The following is a 12,829-nucleotide window of genomic DNA, read 5'->3' as shown; positions in this document are numbered from 1 at the left end:
ATTTGGCAAATAAAATCAATGGAAAAAAAATATTGGTCGCAAAAGGTTACAGAAACCAGCAATGCTCTTGATATTGAAAAAGGGGTTTTCACTTGGAATGACCCCAAAAAAATTGCTGCTTCTTTGTTAAATTCAGCATTCCATAGTAATAGACGAAAAGGAACTCCATACCAATCAGCCATGTCTATGTTGAATTTTTATATCAATCGAGCAGGAAAAAAATTGTCGATAGAACAAAAAGAAATATTAATGAAAGCCAAAAGGGAGTTGCAATTATTAGCAAAAAACAAAAACCATTGTCATTAAAAAAATACTGGGAACATTTTACTCATGAAGCGGACATTGGAATTCTTGGGGCTGGCCCTTCGCTCGCAGATTCTTTTGAAATGGGGGCATTGGCACTAACCAATGTGATTACTGATTCTGCATTAATCAAGCCAAACAAATCAGTAAAAATACATTGTGAAGCCCCAAATGAAGAGATTTTGTTTACTGATTGGCTTAATGCTGTAATTTATAATATGCAAATTCATAATATGTTGTTTGGTGAATTTCACATTCAAATCAAAGATCTAACCTTGAATGCTATCATCAAGGGGGAAAAAGTGGATCAAAAAAAACATCAGCCTGTTGTCGAGGTCAAAGGAGCCACCTATACTGAATTAAAAGTATACAAAAAAAATAACATTTGGATCGCTCAATGTGTTGTGGATGTATAGAGTCTATTGACTGGAGACTCCTTAAAGGGGCATAGCCTCGAATTGATGTATGATAAACAAATCATAGTGAGAGTAATTGTCATCCCTGCGAAGGCAGGGAACCATACTCGGAGATGGTTTAATGCCATTTTGTGGATGGATTCTCGCCTTCGCGGGGATGACAAATTCTCTTAATACATTCATCCTGGGTCATACTCCCTTAAAGAAATTAAGGTGGTGAAAAATTATGGAATTAAACCTCCTGAAAAAAATAAATGATTTTGAATGGCAGATTCCAAAACACGGAAAAATGCTGGTACCAGGAGTAATTTTTGCTTCGAAACAGCTGATTCTTGAGATGGATATGAAAGTGTGCGAGCAACTATCCAATGTCGCAACCTTGCCAGGGATTGTTTCTGCTGCCTATGCCATGCCTGATGCGCATTGGGGCTATGGTTTTCCTATTGGCGGAGTTGCTGCTTTTGATCCAGATGAAGGAGGAGTCATTTCAGCAGGGGGGGTTGGTTTTGACATTTCTTGTGGGGTAAGGCTCTTATCCACTGGATTGAAAAGAACGGAGTTAGAATCGGTTAAGGTAAGTCTTGCAGATGCTTTATTTGCGCATATACCTGCTGGTGTGGGCAGTAGAAGCAGTATTCATTTAACTATAAAACAATTGGATGACATGATGCGGGGAGGAGCGCAATGGGCAGTAAAGCAAGGCTATGGTGAAAGGGCTGATTTGGATCGTATTGAAGATCATGGCTGTGCAGAAGGGGCTATTCCTGATTATGTATCCGAGCAAGCTAAGAAACGGCAGAAGAATGAAATGGGTACCTTAGGTTCTGGCAATCACTATCTAGAGGTTCAGGAAGTTAAACAAATCTACTGTTCTCATACAGCTACCGCTTTAAATCTAAAGGAAGGCGATATTGTTATCAGCATCCATTGTGGCTCAAGAGGTTTAGGGCATCAAATAGGTACTGATTACCTCCGCTCTATGGCCATTGATGCAGAACGTCATGGTATCAAACTGGCTGACAGAGAATTGGCATGTGCCCCTATCCATTCTATATTAGGAGAAAATTATTTGGGGGCTATGAGGGCAGGAATTAATTGTGCATTGGCTAACAGGGAAATCATTACTCATTTTATGCGGGAAGTATTTCAGGATATTTTGCCGGGTACCAAGATAGAGCTTATTTATGATGTTTCCCATAATACTTGTAAAGAAGAACTCCATGAGTTAGATGGCAAAAAGAGACGCTTATATGTTCACCGTAAAGGCGCTACTCGTGCTTTGGGTCCTGGGCATCCCCAATTATCAAAAGCTGTTTCTCAGATAGGCCAACCCGTGATCATTGGTGGCAGCATGGGAACAGGTTCTTACGTATTAGTAGGAATTAAAAGCTCTGAACAAAAATCTTTCAGTTCTGCCTGTCATGGTGCTGGTCGTGCTATGAGTCGGCATCAGGCAATGAAAAAATGGAATGGCAGGGACATTGTAGCTAAACTTGCTCAGCAAGGGATTTTAATTCGCAGTGGTTCCTATCGTGGTGTTGCTGAAGAAGCTCCTGGAGCTTATAAGGACGTTGATTCTATCGTTGATTCAGCCGAGCAAGCAGGTTTAGCAAAAAAAGTAGCTAAATTAATCCCTGTTATTTGTGTTAAAGGCTAAAAGTAAAAGATATATAGTATTTATTCTTTACCCTATAGGCAGATAAATAAAACATCTTCGACGTTGGTTCTTAAACACGGTATGTTTCTAACTGTACTTAAATAGCCAAAATCCATTTACAAATATCATTATTATTATGATTAAATTACGTCTAGTATGTCAATTGTAAGGAACTTGTAAAAAAATAAGGTAAATAATGCTATTTTATAATCTTTTAGACTAAAATTAACTCAAATGATTGGTGGAGGTATTTTTAATGAGTGCAAAACAAAAAGAGCTTGAGAGATTACTTGAACTAAAGAAAAAACAGGAAGAGCTACAAGTTTTAAATCAGACGGACATGCAAGAGCGACTGAAACTTGAGAAGAAGTACATGGAATTTTTGCAGATGTCCAGCCAGCAAATGGAAGAGGAATTAAAGAAAAGAGGTCCTGTCAAGGAAGTTGATGTTAAAAGTGATGATATAGATCCAATTGTTGAAGATTACAAAAAACTTTATAACAAGGAAAGTTGGTATAAAGAACCCGAAACAAAAGATGGAAAAACTCGCTTAACTTTTCCTTCACAGGAAGCTGCGGGTGATTTCTTTAAAGGCCAGGCTGAAAAAAACAGAGCTTTTGTGGTTGTAGATGCTGCAACCAATAAAGTTCTGGCTTATTCTAATGGAGATGGAAAATTATACAATGGTAATAACACACCTTATACAGGTGGAGAATTTAAAGCGTCAGATAAGGATTTCAGTCATTTTAAAATGCCTGAAAGGGAAGCCCCCAAAACTGGTATGCAACTTTAAAAAGCTCCTATCATTTCGTAAAAACTGCTCAGTTGAAGCTTATTAAAATCAACTGAGCTTAGTCTATTGGGTTAATGCCGCAGGCTTTGAATCATAAAATGAGAGATTGTCTTGGGTGCTATTTATGATTTTAGTCAATTTGTTGGAAATAAAATACAACAGCACGGCACAGAGAAAGGACCACAGAGCTAATTGTTCAAATACTAATAAGAAATCCTGATTTGTGATTAAAGGATCTATGGATTCGGATTTAACCATTGCGTTTGAAAAATACTGTGAAAAAGAAGCAGCAACCCCTATAACCAGCATCCAGGTACCCATTAAAATTCCTTGTAGTTTTGGGGGTGCTATTTTCCCAATTAAGGCGAAACCAACGGGGCCAAGGAGTAATTCTGCCATACCTTGTAGTATATGGTGAGCCATGATCCAGTATACATTGATATAACCATGAGAGTTCGAAAAAATAATCCCAAGCATAAGACATAAAAATGAGAGAGTTAAGAACAGAAAGGAACACGAGAATTGTATGGAGACAGAGGCTTGGAAACCCTTGGATTTTAATTTGTTAATGAGCATTGCCATAAGTGGTGCTCCTAAAATAATCACTAGAGGATTGATGTTTTTTATCCATTGCGTGGCCAATTCAAATCCTAAAAGATGTTTATCAACATTGTTTTTGACAAAAAGGGTTACCCCCATCGGACCAGTTAAATAAATCATCCAAAATAACACGGAGCTTATTGCTAAAATCAAATAGGCCATTATTTTTTGTTTATCGGACGAAGAGTTCTGTTGTAATCCCAAGATGAAAATGATGAGAAACATAAATAAGCTGATGAACACTACCAAAGCATTACTAAAATCTGCAAATTGAAAGCATACCCACATGAATGGAACAAGGCAGGTGATTGATGTTATTGCCAGAATATTTTTTGTTAAAAGAGTCTTTGGGTTTGTGACATTTAATAATGGTGAATTGCTATCAATAAGATGAGGCCAGTTTTTTGTAATGATAAGTAATGTGATTGAGTTGGTTAGAATACTGGCATAAAACAAATATTGATACTGATTAGAATAATCAAAAAAACCACAGGCTATATATCCAATGCAATAGCCTATATTCATCCCGGCATAACTTAGAAAAAACGCACTTTCTCTTCGTTCATCTTGTGCCTGGAAACGTTGAGTAAGCATGCTGTTGTAGGCTGTGATATTCAGGCCAGAACCTACCATAAATAAACTTAAACCAATGTGAAGTTCGAAAGCATTGACTCTTGCTAAAATGATCAAACCGATATTTTGAACAAGAATAGTAATAATAAACAACAGCCTGTTGCTTAAAAAACGCCCCCCAATTACTCCACCAATTAATTGAAAAATGTAACTAAAACTAAGAAACAGACCAACTATGCTATTTGCTGATGAATGGGCAATTCCAAGTTGTTTAGTAATATAAAGTGCGAGGGACGAGTATTGAATAGCATATGAAAAAGTGGAAAATGCTTGTACTAAACAGAGAGAGGCAACGCCACCAGGCATTTCCCGGATTATTTTGAACATGGAGGTTTACAATTAATTTTATGAGAATTGACTTTACCACTATAAATAGATTGTCTTCAAGAAATGAACTTTCCAATATAAAATGTCTGAAGATCTATGAGACTTACTCATCCTCCAAATCTTTTCGTTAAAAAATGTTTTTAATTTGGTCATTTAGTTTATCTAAACTTCTTCATTAAAAACATCTTATTGAGAATTTTTACAGTGCTAAAGTTATCTGGTTGTTTTTATTATTTAAATGATTCTGCTGAATACTTTTTCAATTGATAAGAAGGCTCTTCCTTATGGTGATGAAGACTATCTGTTACATCGGTATCAAAAAATCTTGGAGAGTACAACCATTCAACTGTAGGTGCTTTTTTAACAAAACAAAAAAATGTTGCTTTAGCAACATCAGTTGCAGAACGAATTTCTTTTTTAACCAAAATAAATCCAAGTTGTTCAGCAATGGCATCAAGAATATTTTTCGAAAAGTAATGAGACTGGTATTCGGATTTAAATTTTGCAATAGCATCCCCAGCTTCCAAATGAGTAGCGATTTGATTTTTATCAATACTATATCGTAAGTTTAATAAGATATGTGATAGATCAAAAATATCATCATCAAAACAATTCGCATGTTCCGATAAAAAAAGAATTCCTCCTGGTTCTAAAATTTGGCTGGCTTGCTTCAAACTATCTACTTGAGCCTGAAAAGATGGGAAATGATGCAATGAATGATTATACATAACCACTGCAAATTTTTTACCCTTTAATGCATCTAATAAATCATTACCATCATAGATATAATGATTATGAATTTTTGTCATGTAATCATTCTTACTTTTTTTATCACTACTATTTTCACCACCCCAATCAATATTCGATTGAATATCAATAGCGTTTGCTTCCATCTTTAATTGCTCACTTACTAAATAAGTCATGGCACAATCACCAGCACCTATATCCAGAAGGGCTTTTCCTTTTAACTTTGCTTTTTTGCGAGGTGAGAAATTCGCAGTAATAATATCAGCAATATTTTGGGCTTTTGACAGTTGATATTCTTGATCAGTCATTTTAAATCCGATTTTATTTTCTTTACCGATCGAGAGATACCACTGGTGAATCACTTGAGCAATTTCAGTATCAGGGGTATCGATAGGATAACTTTGAAGAGTAGTAATAAAATTCAATACAGTTGTTTTATCTATATCTGCAAACGCATATAAAAAAGCGCTTATTGCTTGTTTCCTGCGACTTTTAGAGTTTAACAATTTGAGAATTTGATTGGGTTTTAATATTTGTGGATCATTTTGAGAAATCTCTTTGGATTTCGTTTTATTTCCATTAAAAAATTCAGATAACTGGTTTTTAGGAATATCATTTTTGTTAATTTTGGTTGGCATATCACTTTTATGATTAAATTGGACTGAGTGCGCATTATATATCAATAGTATATAAACTTAAACCATTATGTTATATATAATTACAAAATGATTTGCTATGGGATAGAAAAACTCTTGAGAATTTAATTTTTTGTTTCCAGCTCCATAGTGCCTTTTAGCAAGTTCCATTTTGGTGTGCTGTCAAATGCTTTTGCGTCAAGTATTTAGCATCACCTTGAATAGGTTTATGAATTAAGTTTAGAATTTGGATGGTTCACTGACTAAGTAATTCCTACCCTAATGGTGTTTGGAAGGAATCCTATTGTTATTCGCTATAGTGGATTATTTATACTACACTGCTTATAAAGAAAATGCTGTGCAATTCATTAGCTTCTTTTTGAACCTGCTGCGGAACTGCTAAGCACCCGTTAAATACATGCGGATTCGAGCACAGTAACGACGAAGCAATTCTTCAACGCATTGAAATCAGGAAGGAAATCTATTATAGGAGATAACTATGAATTCTAATACTCAGAGAGAAGATGAAATAGCGATAATTCATAAACTGATTGAAGATTATGCCAATGCTGCATGCGCAAAAGACATCAATAAAATTATGTCTCAATACGCACCTGATATTCGTTCTTTTGATGCGGTTTCACAACTGCAATTTAATGGAGTCGATGATTATAGAAAGCATTGGGAAGCCTGTCTCTCATTCTGCCAAGGTCCTACCGTGTTCGAAATTCATGAATTAGAAACTGTGATTGACGGCAATTTAGCTGTTTCCTCCTATTTAACTTATTGTGGAGGCGCTAACGAAAAAGGTGAAATGCAGGGGGGATGGATGCGTGGAACAATGGTGCACCGCAGAATAGATGGAGAGTGGAAGATTGCTCATGAGCACTATTCTGTTCCTTTTGATATGAAAACAGGAAATACCTTATTTAATTTAACTCCATGAGGTTTCGTATGAGTCTTAGGATACTGTCTTTAGCGGATGTGCAACAGAGCATTACTATGAAGCAGGCGATTAGTGCTATCGAAAATGCCTTTGTTCAGTTAGCCAATAATGAGGTTAAATTACCTTTAAGATCTGGTGTTGCCATTGAGGAAGAAAATGCTTTAATGCTGACAATGCCATCCTATCTGATGCAGGAAAAGGCATTAGGTTTAAAAGTAGTTTCTATTTTCCCTAAGAATGTAGCTCAAAATAAACCTTCCATTACTGGTTTTATTATGTTGCTAGATGCTACTACTGGTGAAGCGAAAGTTTTAATGGACGCTGCTTATTTGACTGCTTTAAGAACAGGAGCAGTTTCCGGGCTAGCGACCCAATATTTTGCTCGCGATGACTCACAACGAGTCGCCCTAATTGGATCAGGAGTACAAGCAAAGACCCAACTGGAAGCAGTATCGGAGGTACGTGATATTAAGACAGTGTATATTTGGTCACGTAATATTAAAAACGCTGAAAAATTTGCTAAAGAATTTGAAGATCAATTTGATATGAAGGTCTGTCTGTCCGTTTCCTCGGCAGTTAAGGAGGCAGATATTATTTGTACAGTTACCAATAGTACGGAACCATTAATTCATTTTGATAATATTCAACCTCATGTCCATATCAATGCAATAGGCTCTCATAATCCGTCTATGAAGGAAATTGGAAGCGATGTGTTAAAACAAGGGAATGTCATTGCTGATCAATTAGAAGCAGTACTGGCAGAATCTGGTGAAATTATCAGTGCTATAGAGCAAGGCCAATTGCAAAAGGAATTAATCATTGAGATAGGTCAATGGTTATTAGAAAAAAATACTGACTATAAAGATAAACTAACCGTATTTAAATCGGTAGGTTTGGCTATTCAGGATTTAAGTGTCGCAGAAGTTGTTTATAGAAATGCATTAAAAAATAACCTGGGAACATTGTTTTCCATTAGTTAACTTTAAATTAAAAATCTTGATCTGAGATAAGACACATACCTCTATGAAGAAAATTACTTTTTTTTCTGCCCTATACACCATTCGGCATCCGATTGCGTTGTTGGTTATGTTAACTGGTCTTTACTTGATTAAAATCATAACAGCATTATTGTATCTTGCTTCCGAATATCAAACCCTGCCGCTTTTATCCTTATATCAAGTCTTATGGTTATCAAACGATATTTTTTTACGTTTTATTGTTGTTATTAATTTTATAATTAAACCCCTGTTTCTCTACTTCGGAACCTTGTTTTTATTTTATTATTTAAATGAAAAATATCATTCTGCACACCGATGATAACCTACTTTGTTTTCAGATTTTTTCAGTTGATTAAAATCAGGTGGTTGCTAAATAATAGATTTATAGCTTAAGAAAGAAGAAAGTTGTTAGCAGGACTGAATAGTAATTCGTTGGATAATTCTAATAGACAGTTAAAAATCATTTGAAAAATTAAATAGATACAACCAAACTATTAAGATGTATATTGATTTTAAAAATACTGGACGTAAGGTTCTTGTTAGTGCAATAGTTATAAAGGAATATGAGGAATCTGTTTTATGACTAAATACCTATTTTATAGTGCCTTGTTTATTTTACTGAGTATGAATGCCTATCCTGAGCATGCAGATAATAGTGTTTCTGTAATGAGTACGAGTAAGGTAAAACTCCCCATCATAAAAAAGGATACGGATTTTTCAAATATTATTGATTGTGATTATAAAATTTCACCGGAAGTTTCAAAAATTGACCCCTCAATCATTTTAAGTTGGGCGGAATATGCTGCTATTCAGTCTTTTACTATAGATTTTTCATCCCTGGACATTCAATTGAAGAAATTACAGTCTTGTTATACAGACAAGGGATGGGTGCAATTGAAGAATGCCTTGCAGAAGTCAAATAATCTCGAAACCATTAAAACAGAAAAATTAATAGTAAAAGCCGAACGAGATGGACAAGCTCAGATAATAGAAGCCTTGGATAACCGATGGAAAATCAATCTCCCCATAAAAGTTGTTTACCAAAATGAGAAAGAAAGGGCGATTCATTTTCTTAATATCTATTTATCAATAGGTTGGAAAAATAAAGATGGCTTGGGGATCATGCAAATGATAGCTATCCCTCGTATGCCACCACTTGCCCAAAAGATAACTCCAGCCGATGAAGCAATTAAAAGTATGAGCATAATTCTCTCTGAGAGAAAGGAAGCAGGTGTAGGTTCTGCAAAAAAAACAGCAGTATCTGTTTTTAAATCTTTATTCTCAAACAATGCAATTAAAAGAGACATTGCTTTAAATAACAGGATCCGCCAAAAAGCAGACATCATTCCACAAATACCGAACAAAATTTTATTAAATCCGACTCACGTTCTTGTTCGATGGCAACCGATTAACTTACCTGAATCTCCAAAATTTAAAGATGTTGTTATGCCTGAACAGTGGCAGGTTGCTGGTGATTCTCATTTTGCCAAAATAGCTCCTAATGACTTTAATAGTACAAATCGACAAAGCAACCGATGGCAACGGATTTCTTTATCCGAATCTCCAAAATTTACAGATATTATTATGTCTATATCAGAACAACGGCAGGTTACTGATGCGTCTCATTCAACCCGAATAACTCTTAATGATTTTATTATTAACAATCGACAAAACGTTCTTTTAAGCTGGTTAGACCAGACAACCAAATCCTATTTCGAATCAACAACGAAGCAAGTTTTTCAAAAGTTGTCCTCATGGCATAACTTGGCCCCAGATCAATCGATAAGGGTAAAATCAGGTGACCATGAAGTAATTGAAAATCAAAAGCCGATTTTAAGTGCTCAGGTTGAAGGGGAAGCTCAATTTATTGAAACCAAAGAGAATCAATGGGATATTAAATTGCCTATAAAAGTCGTTTACCAAAAGGATAAAGAGAAAATAATTCAACGCCTTGATGTTAATTTAACTTTAAATCAGAAAATGATTGATAATCTGGTGGGTAAAGATCAGAGTGCTAGCTCTAACAACTTATTAGAATCTTTAAAATCTGTACTGGCCTCTTCTTCTCCAAGGGCATTAACTCAGCCTCTACCCAGCGTTCAAAATACTCAACTCGTGCAATCTGAACAATTAAAACCAGAAGAAAATATTTCTTGTGGCTACAAAATCCCTCCAGAAACCATAATAATGGATAAAAATATCATTTTACGATGGGCAGAACAGGCAGTAGCCCAATCTTTTGCCTTTGATTTTAGTTCGGTAGATTCGCAATTACAGAAATTAGAATCATGCTACACAGAAAATGGATGGATTGAATTTAATGCTGCTATGCAAAAATCTGGAAATATAAATGCAATTAAAATGCAAAAACTAACCATGTATAGTCAAATCAATGGTCGAGCAGAATTAATTGAAACCAGAGACAATCAATGGAGAATCGCATTACCCTTAAAAGTCACTTATACAAACAGCACGATGCGAGTTTCACAATTGCTTAAAATTCAATTAACTGTGGGTAAGAAAATTAATGGTGAATTGGGGATTATTCAATTGATCGCTACACTGAATGCTTCCCCTGCTCCATCCTAGCCTTCTTTCAAGAGGATATGACCTCGAATTGATGTAAAAAGTGCAAATGAGTATTTAAATACTCATTTCATAAAATAAGTTCCTATGTTTAAAGACTTACACATTAATGTGAGGTACTACCATTCCAAGTTAATGTGAATACTTTCATGAAGCTCATAGTTTCTATCAGTAGGGCTATAATGAAAACATATCGATGTTATCTGAATTATACAAAAGATATGGAAAGGGAATAAATGACTACAATCAGCGAGTGGTGGATGTGGTTGGGCTTTTTAGCATTTGTAGTCATAATGCTGTTTGTAGATTTGTTCGTATTTGGGGGGCGAAAAGCCCATCGTGTTTCTACAAAAGAAGCGTTATTTTGGTCGATGTTATGGTTCACTTTGGCTATTATTTTTAACGTGCTGCTTTGGTGGTATCTTATTCAGAATTTCACTGTCTCCATAGCCAATGAAAAGGCCCTGGAATTCTTTACAGGTTATCTTATTGAGAAATCTTTGTCATTTGATAACATTTTTGTTTTTCTTATTATTTTTAGCTATTTTTCTATCCCGGCCAAATACCAGCGTCGTGTTCTGATTTATGGTGTGATTGGCGCCATCGTCATGCGTTTAATCCTTATTTTATTAGGGATATGGATTGTCAATCAATTTCATTGGATTCTTTATATTTTTGGGTTTTTCCTATTGATAACCGGAATTAAAATGTTTATTTTTGCTGATGATAAACCAGAGCTTGAGAAAAACCCTTTGTTGCATTGGATGCGAAATCATTTACGGATCACTAAGGAATTGCATGGCGAGCGATTTTTTATCATTCAAAATCAACTTTTCTATGTGACTCCACTGTTTATGGTGTTGATACTTATTGAAGTCAGCGATCTTATTTTTGCAGTAGACAGCATCCCAGCCATCTTCGCTGTAACAAACGATCCTTTTATTGTATTTACCTCAAACATATTTGCAATATTGGGATTACGTGCTTTGTATTTCTTGCTTGAAAATATGAATAAACGATTTTATCTTCTTAAATATGGACTTGCTTTTATTTTAGTATTTGTGGGTTTTAAGATGCTTATTGCACATTGGTTTAAAATACCAATTTTCATTGCTTTGAGTATTGTGGCAGCAACTTTGGTTTTTTGTATTGTATTAAGTATCTTTCAAACATCATTATTAAGGAAAAAGTAAAGTAGATTTAGGCTTAGTGGATTTAAGCTGAGGGTGATTAGCGAAGGAATTTATTATTTGAGCGATCCATAACAATGACGTGTAAAATCATGATTTAATACCCTCAATTTTGACCTTTTAACATCTATTTGATTTAATCTTGATCAATCCTCGGGATCTGCCATAATTAAATAGTACGATTCCAAGGAGGTGAATCATGAAATCTATAAGGACAGCAGGACAGCTCTTCTTATTTCTTTTCAGTTTTATATCAATCAATGTTTATGCTGCACCTAATACAGGTGGAACTAATGCTGAAATGAAAGGCATATGTGAGTTGGCAGGAGGAACTTTTACCTCAACAATAGAAGGTAATTGGGCTTGTTGTTGGGATAATTGGGGATGTTATGGATGTCTCCAAAGTGTGTGTACTATGAAATGTCATACACAACGTTGCCGCAGAGCCAATGGCCAATCTTCTGTATTGCAGCCTGGAGAAGTCAAGATAAAAGGTAAGTTTGGAAAAGATATCGTTGTTCCAAAGGTTTCAACAAATCCTTCAACACCTAAGCCTAAACAAATAAAAAGTGGTAATACGACTATTAATCAAGCCCAGTAATTAGGTCGGGCGTACTGGCCTGAGATATCCTTGCTTATTAAAATAGTCTAAATTTCTCTCATCCCCGACGTCCCGCGGCTTGACCGCGGGATCCATTACGATCTTGCCTCTAACAAAATGCATAGTAATTTAACAGATATCTGGATCTTGCGGTCAAGCCCTAAGGTATCTCCTCATAAATTATTAATACTTCTAAGCTCGCAAGCACATTAAGATGCGCTAAATTCAGGGACGACCCCACCAAAATTAGGGGGATAAATTCTCCTGAGCTGTGTGTAGTTAATTTATGAGAGGATACGTCGAGGTCTACATTTTAAGCCATTTTAAAAAGTGAGGATATCTCAGACCTATTGGCTCAACATTCTTCCATAATATACCATCGAAAGCAGTCTGCTTT

Annotated in this window: 12 protein-coding genes; 10 read left to right on the top strand and 2 right to left on the bottom strand. The window is 35.5% G+C overall.

What is annotated here, in order from left to right; genetic code table 11:
- Positions 1-18: 18 nt before the first annotated feature.
- From ACZ5EK_RS11190 to ACZ5EK_RS11175, 4 genes are all read left to right on the top strand, one after another.
- Positions 19-306, top strand: coding sequence for a DUF3175 domain-containing protein (locus tag ACZ5EK_RS11190; RefSeq protein WP_464429645.1), 288 nt, complete (start codon positions 19-21; stop codon positions 304-306).
- Positions 297-719, top strand: a complete 423-nt coding sequence (locus ACZ5EK_RS11185) for an archease (protein ID WP_464429644.1) — start codon at positions 297-299, stop codon at positions 717-719. Before ACZ5EK_RS11190 ends, ACZ5EK_RS11185 begins: the two co-directional genes overlap by 10 nt.
- Positions 720-945: 226 nt before the next feature.
- Positions 946-2,376, top strand: coding sequence for an RtcB family protein (locus ACZ5EK_RS11180; protein ID WP_464429642.1), 1,431 nt, complete (start codon positions 946-948; stop codon positions 2,374-2,376).
- Between the two features lie 256 nt (positions 2,377-2,632).
- Positions 2,633-3,169, top strand: a complete 537-nt coding sequence (locus ACZ5EK_RS11175; protein ID WP_464429640.1) for a Dot/Icm T4SS effector CegC4 — start codon at positions 2,633-2,635, stop codon at positions 3,167-3,169.
- 63 nt (positions 3,170-3,232) lie between these two features.
- Here ACZ5EK_RS11175 and ACZ5EK_RS11170 read toward each other — a convergent pair whose 3' ends face one another.
- Together ACZ5EK_RS11170 and ACZ5EK_RS11165 are read right to left on the bottom strand one after the other, a co-directional pair.
- A complete protein-coding gene (locus tag ACZ5EK_RS11170; RefSeq protein WP_464429639.1) occupies positions 3,233-4,729 on the bottom strand; it encodes a peptide MFS transporter in 1,497 nt (498 codons plus the stop codon).
- 230 nt (positions 4,730-4,959) lie between these two features.
- Positions 4,960-6,114 (bottom strand): class I SAM-dependent methyltransferase, encoded by a 1,155-nt coding sequence (locus ACZ5EK_RS11165; protein WP_464429637.1) that lies wholly within the window; start codon positions 6,112-6,114, stop codon positions 4,960-4,962.
- A 496-nt stretch (positions 6,115-6,610) separates the two neighbouring features.
- On the opposite strand from ACZ5EK_RS11165, the gene ACZ5EK_RS11160 reads away from it, so the two are divergent.
- The 6 genes from ACZ5EK_RS11160 to ACZ5EK_RS11135 all read left to right on the top strand — a co-directional run bounded on the left by ACZ5EK_RS11160 (position 6,611) and on the right by ACZ5EK_RS11135 (position 12,432).
- Entirely contained in the window at positions 6,611-7,057 is a 447-nt protein-coding gene (locus ACZ5EK_RS11160) for a YybH family protein (protein ID WP_464429636.1), read from the top strand.
- 8 nt (positions 7,058-7,065) lie between these two features.
- Positions 7,066-8,037 (top strand): ornithine cyclodeaminase family protein, encoded by a 972-nt coding sequence (locus ACZ5EK_RS11155; protein WP_464429635.1) that lies wholly within the window; start codon positions 7,066-7,068, stop codon positions 8,035-8,037.
- A gap of 43 nt (positions 8,038-8,080) precedes the next feature.
- Complete coding sequence (locus tag ACZ5EK_RS11150; RefSeq protein WP_464424546.1) at positions 8,081-8,374, top strand: hypothetical protein; 294 nt, start codon at positions 8,081-8,083, stop codon at positions 8,372-8,374.
- A gap of 260 nt (positions 8,375-8,634) precedes the next feature.
- Positions 8,635-10,644: a DotI/IcmL family type IV secretion protein gene (locus tag ACZ5EK_RS11145; RefSeq protein ID WP_464429634.1), complete on the top strand. Its 2,010-nt coding sequence runs from the start codon at positions 8,635-8,637 to the stop codon at positions 10,642-10,644.
- A gap of 233 nt (positions 10,645-10,877) precedes the next feature.
- On the top strand, positions 10,878-11,834 hold the full coding sequence (locus ACZ5EK_RS11140) for a TerC family protein (protein WP_464429633.1): 957 nt from the start codon (positions 10,878-10,880) through the stop codon (positions 11,832-11,834).
- Positions 11,835-12,030: 196 nt separating this feature from the next.
- Complete coding sequence (locus tag ACZ5EK_RS11135) at positions 12,031-12,432, top strand: acetyltransferase (protein WP_464429631.1); 402 nt, start codon at positions 12,031-12,033, stop codon at positions 12,430-12,432.
- Positions 12,433-12,829 lie beyond the last annotated feature (397 nt).

The sequence above is a fragment of the Legionella sp. JM-2024 genome (assembly GCF_055389095.1).
The sequence above is the reverse complement of the archived record's forward strand: the minus strand, read 5'-3'. Positions and strand labels throughout refer to the sequence as shown.